Source organism: Pseudodonghicola xiamenensis DSM 18339 (genome assembly GCF_000429365.1).
Lineage (GTDB): Bacteria > Pseudomonadota > Alphaproteobacteria > Rhodobacterales > Rhodobacteraceae > Pseudodonghicola > Pseudodonghicola xiamenensis.
Genome location: NZ_KE386893.1, coordinates 22,030 through 37,066, shown reverse-complemented (window position 1 = coordinate 37,066; position 15,037 = coordinate 22,030). Strand labels below are relative to the sequence as shown.

Below are 15,037 nucleotides of genomic sequence, written 5' to 3'. Positions count from 1 at the left end.
TTGCACAGAACCGCCGCACTCTGCCCCACGGCCACGTCAAGGCCAAGCCCCGAAGGTTGCCTTTTCCGGGCAGCAGGCTGAGGATGCCGCCGAATTTCAAGACACGCGCAGGGAGAACCGCGAGATGAAAAGCACCTATCTCAAGCAGGACGCCACCGGACTAGCCGAGCTGGTCGCCAAGAAGGAGGCCACGCCCAACGAGTTGCTGGATATCGCGCTGGAACTGACCGAGGCGCGCAATCCGGCAATCAACGCGGTGGTCAACATCCAGGAAGACGTGGCGCGCCAGGCGATCCGCAACGGCCTGCCCGACGGCCCCTTCGCCGGCGTGCCCTTCCTGCTGAAGGATCTGGGGGCGGAGGCCAAGGCCTATCCGACCGACAATGGGTCGAAGCTCTTTGCCGGCAGCAAATGGAGCTATGATTCCGAGATTTTCCTGCGCATGCAGGCCACCGGCGTCGTCACCTATGGCCGCGGCACCTCGCCCGAACTTGGGGTGGGGCCGGTGACCGAAGCGCAGGCCTATGGCGGCCCGACACGGAACCCCTGGAACACCGGCCACACTTCGGGCGGGTCCTCGGGCGGGTCGGGCGCGGCGGTGGCCGCCGGCATCGTTCCGATGGCGCATGGATCGGACGGCGGCGGTTCGGTCCGCATTCCGGCATCGTCCTGCGGGCTGGTGGGCTTCAAGCCGACCCGCGCGCGGCTGCCCGATGGCCCGATGTCAGGCGAAGGCTGGGCCGGCATGGCGATCGACGGTTTCCTGACCCGGTCGCTGCGCGACACCGCCAAGATGCTCGATGCCTGTTCCGGCCCCGATCTGGGCGCGCCCTATGTCGCCCCACCGCTGGAGATCGGTTTTATGGAGGCGATGAACCGCGACCCCGGCAAGCTGAAGGTGCGCTTCTCGACCACCACGCTCAGCGGCGTGCCGATTGATCCCGAATGCGTCGCCGCTGTCGAGAAGACCGCCAAGCTGATGGCCGATCTGGGCCATGACGTCGAGGAATTCCGTCCCGCCGCCGATCTCGATGTCGAGGCGATGATGATGGCCTGGACCACGGTGGTGGCCTGCGGCACCGCGCTGAGCGTGCGCAACAAGTTGAAGGGCGCGCCGCTCGATCCCGCGATGGTCGAAGGCGTCACCCGCGCCGCCATCGCCTATTCGCAAAAGCTCGACGGGGCGGATTATCTCGATGCGGTGGAAGAGGTGCACGCCTTTGGCCGCCGCATGGCGCATGTCTTCCTTGATTGCGACGTCCTTTTGACCTCGACCCTGGCGACACCACCGGCACCGGTCGGCAAGTACAAGCCGGATTTCGAGGATTTCGTCGCCTATCGTAACGGGCCGGGATCGGTCTTCGACTATTCGCCCTTTACCGCGATCTTCAATGCCTCGGGTCAGCCGGCAGTCACCCTGCCGCTGCACTGGAGCGCCGATGGCCTGCCGGTCGGCGTGCATCTGGCGATGGCCTACGGGCTTGATGAAAAACTGATGTCGGTGGCCGCCCAGATCGAACGTGCAGCTCCCTGGGCGGAAAAGCAGCTCAGCCTGATCGAAGCCGGCCCGCGGCTGGCCTGATCCCCCACGTCTTCCCCCGCGTGCCCCATCCCGGGGCGCGCGCATCCACCGACCGGCGGAAAATCGCAGTCGTCGCACCTGTCGCCACGGGGGGCTTGCGCCCTCGGACCTTCTCGCCCATCCCGGACATTCCGCTGCCGCCAGGAGCAAATGGGCCATGAGAACCACCCGAGACCGTATCCGCCACGCCATCCTGTTCGAACTGATCGCCCTGATCATCGTCACGCCACTGGGCGGGCTGATTTTCGGCGTCGAGATTGGCCATTTCGGCGTCATCACCGTGATCAGCGCGACCATCGCCATGATCTGGAACTATATTTTCAACCTCGGGTTCGATCACGGCATGCTGCGGGTCATTGGCCACACCCGCAAGACGCTGCCCGTAAGAATCGGCCACGCCCTGCTTTTCGAGATCGGGCTGCTTTGCCTGCTGGTTCCGTTCATCGCTTGGTATCTCGGGGCGCCTCTGTTGCAGGCACTGATCATGGACGTCGCGCTGTCTGGCTTCTACGTGGTCTATGCCATCGCCTTCAACTGGGCCTATGATACGATTTACCCCATTCCCGCGCTGACGGCACCGGACTGATCCGGCAGGCGCCCAGCAGGGCGAAAACACCTGTGACGGCGCCCTGGTACTGAACCGTAAGTCTTTGTAATCCAATGAAAATGGTGCTGCTGGACAGGATTGAACTGTCGACCTCTCCCTTACCAAGGGAGTGCTCTACCACTGAGCTACAGCAGCGCCGTGGGCGGCTGATTAGACGCAAATCGCAGGGGGTGCAAGCGGTTCTTAAATTTTTTTTCCGGCTTTTTTGCGAACCACCCTTCCGGCTCGCTTGCCGGCCGTCTATCGCGCGCCTCGCGCGGCGCAATCTGGACCGATGCCCGCGACTGCGGTAGAGAGCGAACATGGCACCCAGAACGAAGAACACCGAGAAAAACAAGCCGGCGGCGGATCGTGAGGATCGGCTGAAGGCGGCGCTCAAGGCCAATATGGCTAAGCGCAAGGCACAGGCCCGCGCGCGGGCAGCGACTGGGGATGAGGCCAGGGATACAGGCGAGCGCGAAGGGTAGACGCAGATGGATTCGATTTTGGTCACCGGTAACGGGCCGCTCAGCGGCCGGATTCCGATCGCAGGCGCCAAGAATGCCTGTCTCACCCTGATGCCGGCGACGCTTCTGAGCGAAGAGCCGCTGACGCTGACCAATGCGCCGCGCCTGTCAGACATCCGCACCATGACCGCGCTGCTGCAATCGCTGGGGGCCGAGGTCACCAGCCTGCAGGGCGGTCAGGTTCTGGCGATGTCGAGCCATGATCTGAACAACCACGTCGCCGACTATGACATCGTGCGCAAGATGCGGGCCTCGAACCTGGTGCTGGGGCCGATGCTGGCGCGGCTGGGCCATGCCGTCGTCTCGCTGCCCGGCGGCTGCGCCATCGGCGCGCGGCCGATGGATCTGCATATCCACGGGCTCGAAGCGCTGGGGGCCGAGATCGAGCTGCGCGACGGCTATCTGCATGCCAAGGCGCCGCGCGGACTGAAGGGCGCGGTGGTGGAATTCTCCTTCGCCTCGGTCGGCGCCACCGAGAACGTGATGATGGCGGCGACGCTGGCTAAGGGTACCACGGTGCTGAAGAACGCCGCGCGCGAACCGGAGATTGTCGATCTGGCCACCTGCCTGCGCAAGATGGGCGCCCGGATCGAGGGCGACGGGACTTCTGAAATCACCATCGAGGGGATCGACCGGCTGCATGGGGCGACCCATCCGGTGGTCACCGACCGGATCGAACTGGGCACCTATATGCTGGCCCCCGCCATCGCGGGCGGCGAGGTCGAATGTCTTGGCGGGCGGCTCGACCTGGTGGCGAGCTTTGCAGAAAAGCTGGACCAGGCCGGTGTCACCGTGACCGAGACGGAAACCGGCCTGAAGGTTGCCCGCACCGGCGGGCCGATCCGCGCCGTCGATGTGACGACAGAACCCTTCCCCGGGTTCCCGACCGATCTGCAGGCACAGATGATGGCGCTGCTGGCAACCGCCGAGGGCACCAGCGTACTGGAGGAGCGAATTTTCGAAAATCGCTTCATGCATGCGCCGGAACTGACCCGCATGGGCGCCCGGATCGAGGTGCAGGGCGGCACCGCCCGGGTCACCGGGGTCGAACAGCTCAAGGGCGCGCCGGTGATGGCGACCGATCTACGCGCCTCGGTCTCGCTGATCCTCGCCGGCCTCGCCGCCGAGGGTGAAACCGTGGTCAGCCGGGTCTATCATCTGGACCGCGGCTATGAGCATGTGGAGACCAAGCTGCAGGCAGTGGGTGCGAAAATCGAACGGATCAGGGGCTGATGACCGAAGACGCAACATTCGAAGACGGGCGCGAGGCGCCGCTGAACCTGGGCGCGGTCGATGCCGACGACCTTAAGGTCATCGCCGCCCTGACCCAGGACGCGATCTTTACCGCCGCCGACATGAGTTGGAAGTCGCGTCAGCGCCGTTTCGCCCTCCTGCTCAACCGGTTCCGCTGGGAAGATCAGGGCCGCGGCCGGCACGGCGCCGAACGTGTTCGGGCCCTCTTGGTCATCGACGAGGTATTGGCGGTTGCCAGCCAGGGCATCGACCACCGCGACAAGGATCTGGTGCTGTCGCTGCTGTCGGTCGATTTCGAACCGGGCGAGGATGGCGCCGGCTCCCTGTTGCTGACGCTGGCCGGCGATGGCGCGCTGCGGCTGCAGGTCGAGGCGCTGGACATCACCCTGAAGGATGTCACCCGCCCCTATCAGGCGATTTCGGGACAGACCCCGTCTCATGACATCTGAAAACCGCGCCGCCTTCGCTGCCCGGTTCGGAGCGCCCCTTGTCGTGGCCGGCCTTCTGCTGGGGGTTTCAGAACCAGAGCCGGCACAGGCGGCACCGAAACCACAGCCCCCGGAACAGACCGAGATTCTGGACGCCTATATCACCGCCGGCTGGGGCGCCGAGTTCTTTGCGGTCGTGGAAACCGAATTCCCCGATGATTATCGGCAATTGCTGCGGGCGATGACCGCGACCGCCGCCAACGGGGAAAGACAGACCCCCGAAGGCCTGCGGCTGGCCTCGGCTGCGGCCTCGGACGCGATGATCAAACGGAACGCCCATTTCGCCGAAACAGCTCCTCCGCAAGCGGTGCGCAGCTATCTTGCCTCCTATGCGGAGGCGCTGCGCTCGCTGTCATCGTCACCGCGCGTCTGCGGCAAACTGGCCGCCCAGGGCTATGCCGCGCTGACACCGCGTGAAGCCAGGATCACCAAGACGCCGCAGATGGAACACGTCGCAGCCCAGATGATGCGCACCCTGGCGCTCGGTCGCGACAAACCGGTGAAGATGCGGGCGGCTTCGGTCGAGGACTGGCGCGAGGTTTTCGAACGCTGGCGGACCTCGCATAGCGTGAAACCAGAGTGGTTCGACCTGATCAGCGATGCGCAGAACTGGAGAAAACGGGAATTCTGCGTCGCGACGGCCAGCTTTCTGGACTATCTTGCCGCCACACCTGGCGCCCGGACCGACCGCGCCGCGCGAACCTTCTTTGTCAGGATCGTCGGCGGATGAATACAGCAAAGCCGGTCATTACCGTGCGCCCCGCCCTGCCCCAGGACGCGGCAGAGGCTGCCCGGATCCTCACCGCCTCGATCACGCTGCTGTGTGGCGCCGATCACGGCAATGCCCCCGAAGCGGTGACGGAATGGACCGCCAACAAGACACCGGACAGCCTGGCGCAGATGATCGCCAACGGTGGCATCCGGATCGCCGAGCTTGACGGGACGCCCGCCGCCGTCGGGGCGCTTGATCTGTCCAAAGGCACAATTACCCTGAATTACGTCGACCCCGCCTATCGGCGTCGCGGTCTCTCTGCCGCCCTGCTTGCCGCGATGGAGGCGGAACTGGCTGCCAGCGGGGCCACCACGGCCAAGCTCACCTCCACCGCCACGGCGCGGGATTTCTATTTGCGCCACGGCTGGCGCACTGCCGGCCCCGGACGCACCGGCCGGTGGATTTTAGGCTATCCGCTTGAGAAACGCCTCAACCCTTGAGGAGCAGCGCCTGCGATTGTATGGGGGATCATCCGTCGGAGACCCAGAATGCCCCAATTCCTTGACACGACCGCAGCCGATTTCGAAACCACTTTCGCCGCCCTCCTGGGCGCCAAGCGCGAAGACAGCCCCGATGTAGACGCGATCGTCGCCGACATTATCGCCGATGTGCGCACCCGGGGCGATCAGGCGGTGATCGAACTGACAGCGAAATTCGACCGGCTGGAGCTGGCGCCCGAAACCCTGGCCTTCTCGGCCGAAGAAATCGCCGCCGCGGTGGCCCAGGTCGCCCCTGCCGACCGTGCAGCGCTGGAACTGGCGGCAGAGCGGATCCGCGCCTATCACGTCCGGCAGATGCCGCCGAACCAGCTTTGGACCGACCCGGACGGCGCCACGCTGGGCTGGCGCTGGGGGGCGGTCTCCGCTGCCGGTCTTTATGTACCGGGCGGGCTCGCGTCCTATCCCTCCTCGGTGCTGATGAACGCAATCCCCGCAAAGGTGGCCGGCGTCGAACGGCTGGCCATCGTGGTGCCGGCGCCCGATGGCGTGATCAACCCGCTGGTTCTTCTGGCCGCGCAGATCGCCGGGGTGGACGAGATTTATCGCATCGGCGGCGCCCAGGCGATCGCCGCGCTGGCCTATGGCACCGAAACCATCCGACCGGTCGACAAGATCACCGGCCCCGGCAATGCCTTTGTCGCCGCAGCCAAGCGGCGGGTCTTCGGCAAGGTGGGCATCGACATGATCGCCGGCCCGTCGGAGATCCTGGTGATCGCCGACAAGGACAACAACCCGGACTGGATCGCGCTTGACCTGATGAGCCAGGCGGAACATGACGCCAGCGCCCAGGCGATGCTGATCACCGACGATGCGGAATTCGGCCGGAAGGTCGCCGCGGCGGTCGACAAGCGGCTGGAAACCCTGGAGCGGCGCGAGATCGCCGGGGCAAGCTGGCGCGATTTCGGCGCGGTGATCACCGTACGCGATCTGGACGAGGCCGCGGCGCTGTCGAACCGCATCGCGCCGGAGCACCTTGAACTTTGCGTGGCCGAGCCCGAGGCACTGGCCGAGCTCTGCCATCATGCCGGCGCCATTTTCATGGGCCAATTCACCCCTGAGGCGATCGGCGATTACGTCGGCGGCCCGAACCATGTGCTGCCGACGGCACGTTCCGCACGGTTTTCCTCGGGTCTGAGCGTTCTGGACTTCCTCAAACGCACCACTCTGTCCAAGATGACCCCCGAAGCGCTGAACGCGATCGGCCCCACCGCCGAACGTCTGGCGCAATCGGAAAGCCTCGAGGCGCATGGGCTGTCAGTCCGCGCGCGTCTGGATCAATTGAACAGGTAATCGGCCCATGTCTCATATCGTGGATATCGCGCTGGATGACGCGGGATTGCCCCCGCCCACGCCGGAAATCGAACAGGAACGCAAGGTCGCGGTCTTCGACCTTCTGGAACAGAACAGTTTCACCTTGCCCAAGCGGGACGACCGGGTCGTGCCCGAAGGCCCCTATCGGGTGAGGCTGTCGATCCGCGACAAGCGGCTGGTCTTCGACATCGAAACCGAAGAGGGTCAGAAGGCTGCCGAATTCCACCTGTCGCTCGGGCCGTTCCGGCAGGTGGTGAAGGATTACTTCCAGATCTGCGAATCCTACTACAATGCGGTCAAGACCATGCCGCCCAGCCAGATCGAGGCCATCGACATGGCCCGGCGCGGCATCCACAACGAAGGCAGCCGCGTGTTGCGCGAGCGGCTGGAGGGCAAGGCCGATGTCGACGGGGATACCGCGCGCCGCCTGTTCACCCTGATCTGCGTCCTGCACTTCGGGGGATAATCCGTGGAATCCTTGCCGCAGTCGGTACTGTTCTGCTGCGATCACAATGCCTGCAGATCCCCCATGGCCGAAGGGATCATGAAGAAATTCTATGGCATGTCGACCTATGTTCAATCGGCCGGCGTGGAAAGCGATCTTGAGATCGACGGCTTCGCCATCGCCGTGTGCGACGAGATCGGCGTGGAACTGTCCCGACACCAATCACGCTCGTTCGACGAGATGCAGCGGCGCGGCGACGATCTGAGCTCTTTCGACCTTGTGGTGGCCCTGTCCCCCGCCAGCCAGAGCCGGGCGCTGCAACTGACCCGGTTCTTCCATCTGACGGTAGAATACTGGCCGATCCTGGACCCGACCGGCTTGGGCGAAACCCGTGATGCAAAACTGGCCGCCTATCGTCAGGCCCGGGACCAAATTATAACACGCCTCAAGGGAAAATGGGGCGCCCCAACGGAGAGATCATGACAACCATTCTCAAAGCCTATTTCGAGGCCTTCAACGCCGGCGACACCTCTGCCATGCTGGACTGCCTGACGGAGGATGTGGCCCATCACGTCAACGAGGGCCAGATCCGCGTCGGCAAGGTGAAATTCGCCGAATTCTGCGCCCATATGAGCCACTGTTATAAGGAAGAGCTGACCGATATCGTGCTGTTCGAGGCCGAGGGCGGCAGCCGCGGCGCGGCGGAATTCATCGTCAACGGCACCTATCTGGCCACCGACGCCGGCCTGCCCGAGGCACATGGCCAGACTTATCGGCTGCCGGCCGGATCGTTCTTCGACATCCGCGACGGCAAGATTGCCCGGGTGACGACCTATTACAACCTGGCAGACTGGATCCGCCAGGTCAGCAAATGATCGAGACCCGGGTTCTGACCGGCGCCGCACTGGATGCGGCGCTGGAGGATGTCGCCAGGCTGCGGATCGAGATCTTCCGCGCCTGGCCTTATCTTTACGACGGCAGCCTCGATTACGAACGGGGCTATCTGCAATCCTACCGCGACAGCGACGGCGCGGTTCTTGTCGGCGCCTTCGACGGCGAGCGGCTGATCGGCGCGGCGACCGGCACGCCGCTGGCCGATCATGCCGACGATTTCGCCGCAGCCTTCGCCAACAGCGGCCTGGTGCTGGACCAGGTGTTCTATTGCGCCGAATCGGTACTGCTGCCGGACTATCGCGGTCATGGCATCGGTCACCGCTTCTTCGACGCGCGCGAAGACCACGCCCGGCGGCTGGGCTTCCGGCATTCGGCCTTCTGCGCGGTGCAGCGGCCCACCTCGCACCCGCTGCGACCTGCCGACTATCGCCCCCTCGATACGTTCTGGCAAAAGCGGGGTTATCATCCCCTGCCCGGAGCGATTGCCAGCTTCACTTGGAAGGACATCGGCCAGGCAACCGAATCACAGCACCCGCTGCAGGTCTGGATTCGGGAGCTTTGAGCTCTTTCCAGGCCATTTTCCCAAAGGTTTCGGTCACATTTCGCCGCAAAGCGGCATTGCAGCCTTGAAATATAAGGCGAAAGGGATCATTTAAGCGCTCGTTCCGCAGGATTGGCGGATCAATCAGCAATGGAGATAACATGGCCAAGGAAGATACGCTCGAATTTCCCGGTGTCGTGAAGGAACTCCTGCCCAATGCGACGTTCCGGGTCGAGCTTGAAAACGGCCATGAGATCATCGCACATACAGCAGGCAAGATGCGCAAGAACCGAATCCGTGTTCTTGCCGGCGACAAGGTGCAGGTCGAAATGACCCCCTATGATCTGACCAAGGGTCGGATCAACTACCGCTTTAAATAAGCGCGCGCCCCGGCGCGGACCCGTTGCGCGAGGGCCCTTGAGATGAAGTTTATCCTGGGCTCTGGCAGCCCGCGCCGCCGCGATCTTCTGGCGCAGATCGGTGTCGTTCCCGATGACATCCTGCCGCCGGACATCGACGAAGACCCGGCGAGGGGGGAACTCCCCCGCCCCTATTGCCAGCGCCTTGCACGCGAAAAGGCCGCTGCTGTGGCAGCCGGGCCTGACGACATCGTGCTTTGCGCAGATACCACGGTGGCGCTTGGCCGCCGAATCCTGGGCAAACCTGCAGACGCGATCGAGGCCGAATCCTTCCTGCGCGCCCTCTCGGGCCGCCGGCACCGGGTGATCACCGCCGTGGCGGTACGCCGGGGCGATCGGCTTTGGCAACGCGACGTGGTCAGCGCGGTGAAGATGAAACGACTGTCTGACCAGGAAATCGTCGCCTATGTCGCCAGCGGCGACTGGCAGGGCAAGGCCGGCGGCTATGGCATCCAGGGCATGGCAGGCGCCTTCATCCCCTGGATCGAAGGATCGTTCACCGGCATCGTTGGCCTGCCGCTGGCGGAAACCGCCGGGCTTTTGCAGGCGGCAGGATACCCTGTTTACGGAGAGAGCGCATGAAGGGCCGGCAAATCGTTCTGGACCATATCGGCGACCGCGAAGCGGCTGCCCTGATGATCGACGGACAGCTTGAAGATATTCTGATCGACAGCGACGCCCCCCGCCCCGGCGCCATCTATCGCGCCATCGCACAGCGGCCGATGAAGGGCCAAGGCGGGCTGTTCCTCGACACCCCAGACGGCACCGCCTACCTGCGCCAGATCAAGGGCATCGCCCCCGGTCAGGCGCTGCTGGTGCAGGTCACCGGCTATGCCGAGCCCGGCAAGGCGATCCCGGTGACCACCCGGCTCTTGTTCAAGAGCCGTTATGCCATCGTCACCCCCGAAGCCCCCGGCGTGAACCTCTCCCGTCGCATCCATGACGAGGAGGAGCGTATCCGCATCCTCGCCGCCGCAGGCACCGACCTGGCCGAGGCCAGCGCCCATGGGATCATCCTGCGCTCAGCCTGCGAGGGCGCCGACGAGGATGATATCGCCGAGGATGTCGACGCCATGCTCGACCTCGCCGACAAGGTGCTGGCCGATGCCGACGGTCCGGCCGAGAAACTGACCGAAGGCGATGGTCCGCATCTGCTGGCCTGGCGCGACTGGTCGGAGCCCGCCGAGGTCGAGACCGAAGCCGAGGGATTCGCGCGCCTTGGCGTGCTGGACGCGATCGAAGCGCTGAAGAGCGCCCGTGCGTCCCTGCCCGGTGGCGCCTTCCTCTTCGTCGAGCCGACCCGCGCGCTGATCGCCGTCGACGTGAACACCGGCGCCGACAGCTCGCTTGCCGCCGGGATCAAGGCCAATATCGCCGCCGTCCGCGAACTGCCCCGACAGTTGCGGCTGAGAGGCCTGGGCGGCCAGATCGTCATCGACCTGGCACCGATGCCGAAGAAGGACCGTCGCACTCTTGAATCCGCCCTGCGCGCCGCTTTCCGGCACGACACCGAAGAGACGGTTCTGGCCGGCTGGACGCCGCTTGGAAACTACGAGCTCCAGCGCAAGCGCGGCCGCCTTCCCCTCGCCCCGCTGCTCGGAGAGGCCGGCCTGTGAGCTGCCCGATCTGCAAGCGCGAAACCGATCCGCAGTACCGCCCCTTCTGTTCGAAACGCTGCGCCGATATCGACCTCGGAAATTGGCTGAAAGGCAGCTATTCGATCCCCTCCGACAGCCCGGAAGACATTGAAAAAGCAGAAGAAGAAGCACAAGCTGCACAGAAGTGGCAACATTAGTGACAAGAAGATGAAAATACCTCTGGACACCCCCCGCTGGGTCGCCTAGAAGGCCCCCACCCAAAGGCAAACGCCTTTCCCGTGCCCGGGTAGCTCAGGGGTAGAGCAGTGGATTGAAAATCCTCGTGTCGGTGGTTCGATTCCGCCCCCGGGCACCATTAAATCAAAGTATCGCGATTTCATGGTTTGGATCAAAGCCGCGTTTCTCGGCTCGTCCCTCCGTGGGCTGTGTGCGCTTGGCTAAGGCCGGATGCGATGGGCAGGCACATGCGCGCCAACCCGGGCACGATCGACGACAGTCGCCTCTGTTCAGTCCTGCATGGCTTCCACGGTCCCCAACCATCGGCCCCGACATCGGGCCCCGAGATCGGTCACAACCGCCCCGGGGGCCGACAGATCAGCCTATTGCGCCTCCGGCGCGCCGAAGAACTCCTGAGCGATCTTCTTCATCTGCTGCATGGATAGCGGTTTCTCCAGCGCGTAATTGGCCCCCGCCGCCTCGAGTTCAGCGCATTCCGACCCCATCGCCGATGCGGTAATCCCGACGATCGGAACCTCTCGGTTGGTCTCCCGCACATATTGAACGACCTCCGAGCCCAACTTTCCGGGCAGAAGCTGATCGACCAGCAGCAGATCGGGCTGGTTTTTCTCATAGGCCAGCAAGGCCTCGTCGCCCCGCTCGGCCCAGATCGTCGTCCCGAAGAGACGCCGCAGCCGGACGACCATGATGTCACCAACAATCTGATTGTCCTCGACCAGAAGAACGGTCTTGTCGGGATAGGATGCCTGGGATTCTGTCACGGGAAGATGCTCCAGCGTCGTGTACTCAACATGTTCGGCCAATCGCGCCGGGTGCTTCAAGACAAACGAAGCCCCCGGATTCATCCCCAGCGCTGCCTCGGCCTCGGGCGTTTCTGCGGCGACATCCTTGGCAGTGGAAAACGGCGGCAGACGCCGCGGGACGCCGCCAATATCATCGGGGCGACGCAGATTAACCTCTCCGCCCATCGCCTCGATGGCCTTGCGCGCGGTATAAAGCCCCAGCCCGGGCCGGTTGCTCGGTCCCTTGCCGTCGGTGTCGAAGGGGCGGAAAATGGTCTGGCGCCGCTCTGAGGGAATGCCACGACCGTTGTCGCTGACCTGCCAGGTCACGATCGCCACACCGTCGCTCTGCACCGTGAGAAAGGCACTGATCGAAATCTCGGTGGCGCGGGCATGGACGATGGCGTTGTGGATCAGCTTGGACAGCGCGATGAAGACCCGGCCGTAATCGCTGCGCAACGGCGTATCGCTACGCTGCGACAGGGAAAACAACAGTGCGACGCCATTGGCCTGTGCGGGGCCGGTGAACACCTCCTGCAGATGCATCGACATTTCACGCAGGGTGAAAACCGTCTGCAGCATCTGCGCTTCCTTGGTGCTGTCACGCACCCTCAGATCGTCCAGCAAGACATTGACGCGATCGCAGGCGCTCTTGAACCCCGGCGCGACCTCTTCCCAGGGAGTGCCCTCATCCAACTCTTCCGACAGCATGGACAAGACCGACATCGGAGTACGCAATTCATGCGAGGCGACGGTCAGCAGACGTTCTTCCCGCAACAGCGCTTCGGCCAGCGCTTTCTCGGCCCGCTCGGCCCGCAGTTCGTACTCCTCGCATTCTGACCGGTCGATCCGGCCAAGCCAGATCACATCGGGCGTCTTCTCCAGAATATACAGGTCGATACGATGACGCGGCGAGGTTTCCAGTTTTCCCGGCGTGCCAGCTGCGCCGTGCAGATGCACAGGAAAGGCCCTATGCGCGTCAACCTCGGTATCGCTGCCGAACGCCTCCAGCAAGGTGAGCATTTCATGTGACGGCGCATCGCGGAAGAAATCGGCGAAACTCATTTCCGGATGCGTCTCTGGCGAAGCGACCGGAAACAGGATCCGCTTGCGCTTCGGGTCGGCGCACAGAATCTCCCCTGCCCCGTTCTCGGTGAAAAGGCGGCGCAGGCGATCCAGCCTCTGGGTTTGTTCGAACAGCACCCGCGTCTGGCTGGCGCGCCGCAGCGCTAGCACCAGAACGATGACCAGAACTGCCCCCACCAGCGGCGCGAGACGGACAACCGGAGCCGGCTCAGGCGCATGGGCAAAGCCGAGAACGACGGGCAAATTGGGCAGCAGGGCGATCCCCAGCGCAAGGCAGGCCGATGTCAGGATCGGGCTGCGCGGAGCGAAGGGCAGCAGGCACAGGAGCGGGAGCGCCAGCAGCAGCGCGACATAGCCCTCCCCCGAATACTGCGCCTGCGAGACAAACAGCGTCAACGCGGCGAGCGCGACCACCCAGATGGGGCGAGCCCGCCGTGCCAACGGACCATCGTGCCGCCGCTCTTCCGACAGCACATGCAAGAGCACAAGACTGACCGCCGCGACCGTCAGCGCCCCTCCAACAAGGACCAGAGGCGTTTCGAGCCGGGCCGACAGCATGCCCCCGGGCCGAAACATCTGCTCAAAAGTCAGAAAGCGAAGCTCGATCAGAAAGCCACCCAGAAAGACCCCCGCACCGTGCAGGATGAAGGCCGCCGGGCCACCGGCCTGTATCCGAAACACCCCCTTCCGCAGGGCATGAGAGATCAGCGACAAAAGCATCGCGACAACCGCAGCAAAGAGGATATCCGCCCCGAGTTCCGAGAAAAGCCGGGACATCGGATAGTCGGGCCAGATCAGCAGCGGCAGGATCAGGGCCAGAAGAACGGCCAGCGCCAGACCCACCCAGAACGGGGTGTGCGCCATCAACCGGCTGCCGCCTGTCTCCAGCGCCGACAACAAAGCCACGTTCAGCACAATGAAAAACGGCAGGACGTAGCATTGTGGCGTTGCCAGGACAGTGGCTCCGAGGGGGAAGAAGGCTGCCAGCAAATAGACCCCGATCTCAAGAGAGATGTGTCGGTGATTTGACGGCGCCGCTGGTCCGGCCATTTCAGACACCGGCGCGAACCGGTTTTGTTTCAGCGAAAATAGGGACAGCTTGGACATACCGCTCAGAAACTTTTGGAGATGCTGTAAAGCGCCGGCGCGAGAAGAAGCAGCAGAAACGGCGGCACGGTCAGGAACATGGTGCCGAGCGTCAGCTTCGTCGGCAGGATATTGGCCTGTTCCTCGATCTTCTTAACCCGCCGCTGCCGCTGATCGGCGGAAAACACCCTGAAGGTCTCGGCCACCGGCGTCCCCATCGAGGAGGCCTGCATGATCGCCCGCCCGAAGGACTTGAGCTCGGCACTGTCGGTATCATAGGCGAGGCGTTCGAAGGCGCTGGCGCGATCACCCCCGACCCGGAGCGCTTCGGCGGTCGCGGCAAAGCGCTCCGACAGCTCCGGATGCAGACGCCTCAGCGATCTGGCGACGCGCACCAGGCTCATGTCGATGGACTGCCCGGCCTCAACACAGACCAGCATCAGGTCCAGCGCATCGGGCAGGCCCTTGGCAATCCGGTCCACATAGGCCTGCGCCCGAGAGGTCACGATCACGCCGGGCAGCGAATAACCAACGAGAAACGCCAACGAGATTATGATGAGCCAGTGCAGCCCGCCCTGCACCTGCAAATTCGGAAGCGAGACGAAGACAACCACGACCGCGACAGCAATCAGCATCCCGGCAAAGAGCTTGCTGAACACGAAGAAGACCGGCGCCCGGGCGCCGGAAAACCCCGCCTGGGCCAGTTTCTTTTTCATCTCTGCCCGGACGACTTCATCCTTTTCGTCGAAAAGCCGCGCCAGAAACGCCGCCGGCCGGCTTAGCGGCGTTTGACCGTGCCCGTCCCGGCGCAGGCTGTTGGTCTGTTCGCGCACCTCACTGACCGAAGTCCGCCCCAATTGCAGCGCCGCCACCGCGATGACGACACATAACAGCCCCAGGCTGAAGGCAATGGCAAACATGCTCGACAA

General features: G+C 64.1%; 18 protein-coding genes and 2 tRNA genes. 17 read left to right on the top strand and 3 right to left on the bottom strand.

The window, feature by feature from the left end; all coding sequences use genetic code 11:
- Nucleotides 1-124 precede the first annotated feature (124 nt).
- Both G455_RS0122405 and G455_RS0122400 read left to right on the top strand, forming a co-directional pair.
- The gene (locus tag G455_RS0122405) at nt 125-1,582 is read left to right on the top strand and encodes an amidase (RefSeq protein ID WP_028095629.1); all 1,458 of its coding nucleotides are present in this window, start codon (nt 125-127) and stop codon (nt 1,580-1,582) included.
- Nucleotides 1,583-1,739: 157 nt separating this feature from the next.
- Nucleotides 1,740-2,168 (top strand): PACE efflux transporter, encoded by a 429-nt coding sequence (locus G455_RS0122400; RefSeq protein WP_028095628.1) that lies wholly within the window; start codon nt 1,740-1,742, stop codon nt 2,166-2,168.
- Between the two features lie 81 nt (nt 2,169-2,249).
- Here the strand turns inward: G455_RS0122400 and G455_RS0122395 are convergent.
- Nucleotides 2,250-2,324, bottom strand: a tRNA-Thr gene (locus G455_RS0122395).
- A 167-nt stretch (nt 2,325-2,491) separates the two neighbouring features.
- On the opposite strand from G455_RS0122395, the gene G455_RS26750 reads away from it, so the two are divergent.
- The 15 genes from G455_RS26750 (at nt 2,492) to G455_RS0122320 (ending at nt 11,272) form a co-directional block, all read left to right on the top strand.
- The gene (locus tag G455_RS26750; RefSeq protein WP_169726944.1) at nt 2,492-2,656 is read left to right on the top strand and encodes a hypothetical protein; all 165 of its coding nucleotides are present in this window, start codon (nt 2,492-2,494) and stop codon (nt 2,654-2,656) included.
- 6 nt (nt 2,657-2,662) lie between these two features.
- A complete protein-coding gene (gene murA, locus G455_RS0122385) occupies nt 2,663-3,928 on the top strand; it encodes a UDP-N-acetylglucosamine 1-carboxyvinyltransferase (RefSeq protein ID WP_028095627.1) in 1,266 nt (421 codons plus the stop codon).
- On the top strand, nt 3,928-4,398 hold the full coding sequence (locus G455_RS0122380; protein WP_028095626.1) for a DUF2948 family protein: 471 nt from the start codon (nt 3,928-3,930) through the stop codon (nt 4,396-4,398). Before murA ends, G455_RS0122380 begins: the two co-directional genes overlap by 1 nt.
- Nucleotides 4,388-5,167 carry a hypothetical protein gene (locus tag G455_RS0122375; protein WP_028095625.1) on the top strand — a complete coding sequence of 260 codons (780 nt, stop codon included), beginning with the start codon at nt 4,388-4,390 and terminating at the stop codon, nt 5,165-5,167. The genes G455_RS0122380 and G455_RS0122375 overlap by 11 nt, the downstream gene beginning before the upstream one ends.
- Nucleotides 5,164-5,649: a GNAT family N-acetyltransferase gene (locus G455_RS25300; protein WP_154664475.1), complete on the top strand. Its 486-nt coding sequence runs from the start codon at nt 5,164-5,166 to the stop codon at nt 5,647-5,649. The genes G455_RS0122375 and G455_RS25300 overlap by 4 nt, the downstream gene beginning before the upstream one ends.
- Nucleotides 5,650-5,697: 48 nt before the next feature.
- Nucleotides 5,698-6,999 carry a histidinol dehydrogenase gene (hisD, locus tag G455_RS0122365; RefSeq protein WP_028095624.1) on the top strand — a complete coding sequence of 434 codons (1,302 nt, stop codon included), beginning with the start codon at nt 5,698-5,700 and terminating at the stop codon, nt 6,997-6,999.
- A 7-nt stretch (nt 7,000-7,006) separates the two neighbouring features.
- Complete coding sequence (locus G455_RS0122360; protein ID WP_028095623.1) at nt 7,007-7,486, top strand: UPF0262 family protein; 480 nt, start codon at nt 7,007-7,009, stop codon at nt 7,484-7,486.
- 3 nt (nt 7,487-7,489) lie between these two features.
- Nucleotides 7,490-7,948, top strand: coding sequence for an arsenate-mycothiol transferase ArsC (locus G455_RS0122355; protein WP_028095622.1), 459 nt, complete (start codon nt 7,490-7,492; stop codon nt 7,946-7,948).
- A complete protein-coding gene (locus tag G455_RS0122350; RefSeq protein ID WP_028095621.1) occupies nt 7,945-8,340 on the top strand; it encodes a ketosteroid isomerase-related protein in 396 nt (131 codons plus the stop codon). Before G455_RS0122355 ends, G455_RS0122350 begins: the two co-directional genes overlap by 4 nt.
- Complete coding sequence (locus tag G455_RS0122345; RefSeq protein ID WP_035367229.1) at nt 8,337-8,921, top strand: GNAT family N-acetyltransferase; 585 nt, start codon at nt 8,337-8,339, stop codon at nt 8,919-8,921. The genes G455_RS0122350 and G455_RS0122345 overlap by 4 nt, the downstream gene beginning before the upstream one ends.
- 140 nt (nt 8,922-9,061) lie before the next feature.
- Entirely contained in the window at nt 9,062-9,280 is a 219-nt protein-coding gene (gene infA / locus G455_RS0122340; RefSeq protein WP_005978431.1) for a translation initiation factor IF-1, read from the top strand.
- A 42-nt stretch (nt 9,281-9,322) separates the two neighbouring features.
- On the top strand, nt 9,323-9,901 hold the full coding sequence (locus tag G455_RS0122335) for a Maf family protein (RefSeq protein ID WP_028095619.1): 579 nt from the start codon (nt 9,323-9,325) through the stop codon (nt 9,899-9,901).
- On the top strand, nt 9,898-10,935 hold the full coding sequence (locus G455_RS0122330) for a ribonuclease E/G (RefSeq protein WP_028095618.1): 1,038 nt from the start codon (nt 9,898-9,900) through the stop codon (nt 10,933-10,935). The genes G455_RS0122335 and G455_RS0122330 overlap by 4 nt, the downstream gene beginning before the upstream one ends.
- Complete coding sequence (locus tag G455_RS0122325) at nt 10,932-11,114, top strand: DNA gyrase inhibitor YacG (RefSeq protein ID WP_028095617.1); 183 nt, start codon at nt 10,932-10,934, stop codon at nt 11,112-11,114. Before G455_RS0122330 ends, G455_RS0122325 begins: the two co-directional genes overlap by 4 nt.
- An 83-nt stretch (nt 11,115-11,197) precedes the next feature.
- Nucleotides 11,198-11,272: transfer RNA gene (locus G455_RS0122320), tRNA-Phe, on the top strand.
- A 244-nt stretch (nt 11,273-11,516) separates the two neighbouring features.
- Here the strand turns inward: G455_RS0122320 and G455_RS0122315 are convergent.
- Nucleotides 11,517-14,129 (bottom strand): ATP-binding response regulator, encoded by a 2,613-nt coding sequence (locus tag G455_RS0122315; protein ID WP_028095616.1) that lies wholly within the window; start codon nt 14,127-14,129, stop codon nt 11,517-11,519.
- A 5-nt stretch (nt 14,130-14,134) separates the two neighbouring features.
- Entirely contained in the window at nt 14,135-15,028 is an 894-nt protein-coding gene (locus tag G455_RS25810; protein WP_161629417.1) for a type II secretion system F family protein, read from the bottom strand.
- Between the last annotated feature and the right edge of the window lie 9 nt (nt 15,029-15,037).

Coding starts and splice junctions, on each gene's coding strand:
- G455_RS0122405 (WP_028095629.1), top strand. CDS start 125: ATGAAAAGCACCTATCTCAAGCAGGACGCCACCGGACTAGCCGAGCTG.
- G455_RS0122400 (WP_028095628.1), top strand. CDS start 1,740: ATGAGAACCACCCGAGACCGTATCCGCCACGCCATCCTGTTCGAACTG.
- G455_RS26750 (WP_169726944.1), top strand. CDS start 2,492: ATGGCACCCAGAACGAAGAACACCGAGAAAAACAAGCCGGCGGCGGAT.
- murA (WP_028095627.1), top strand. CDS start 2,663: ATGGATTCGATTTTGGTCACCGGTAACGGGCCGCTCAGCGGCCGGATT.
- G455_RS0122380 (WP_028095626.1), top strand. CDS start 3,928: ATGACCGAAGACGCAACATTCGAAGACGGGCGCGAGGCGCCGCTGAAC.
- G455_RS0122375 (WP_028095625.1), top strand. CDS start 4,388: ATGACATCTGAAAACCGCGCCGCCTTCGCTGCCCGGTTCGGAGCGCCC.
- G455_RS25300 (WP_154664475.1), top strand. CDS start 5,164: ATGAATACAGCAAAGCCGGTCATTACCGTGCGCCCCGCCCTGCCCCAG.
- hisD (WP_028095624.1), top strand. CDS start 5,698: ATGCCCCAATTCCTTGACACGACCGCAGCCGATTTCGAAACCACTTTC.
- G455_RS0122360 (WP_028095623.1), top strand. CDS start 7,007: ATGTCTCATATCGTGGATATCGCGCTGGATGACGCGGGATTGCCCCCG.
- G455_RS0122350 (WP_028095621.1), top strand. CDS start 7,945: ATGACAACCATTCTCAAAGCCTATTTCGAGGCCTTCAACGCCGGCGAC.
- G455_RS0122345 (WP_035367229.1), top strand. CDS start 8,337: ATGATCGAGACCCGGGTTCTGACCGGCGCCGCACTGGATGCGGCGCTG.
- infA (WP_005978431.1), top strand. CDS start 9,062: ATGGCCAAGGAAGATACGCTCGAATTTCCCGGTGTCGTGAAGGAACTC.
- G455_RS0122335 (WP_028095619.1), top strand. CDS start 9,323: ATGAAGTTTATCCTGGGCTCTGGCAGCCCGCGCCGCCGCGATCTTCTG.
- G455_RS0122330 (WP_028095618.1), top strand. CDS start 9,898: ATGAAGGGCCGGCAAATCGTTCTGGACCATATCGGCGACCGCGAAGCG.
- G455_RS0122315 (WP_028095616.1), bottom strand. CDS start 14,129: ATGTCCAAGCTGTCCCTATTTTCGCTGAAACAAAACCGGTTCGCGCCG.
- G455_RS25810 (WP_161629417.1), bottom strand. CDS start 15,028: ATGTTTGCCATTGCCTTCAGCCTGGGGCTGTTATGTGTCGTCATCGCG.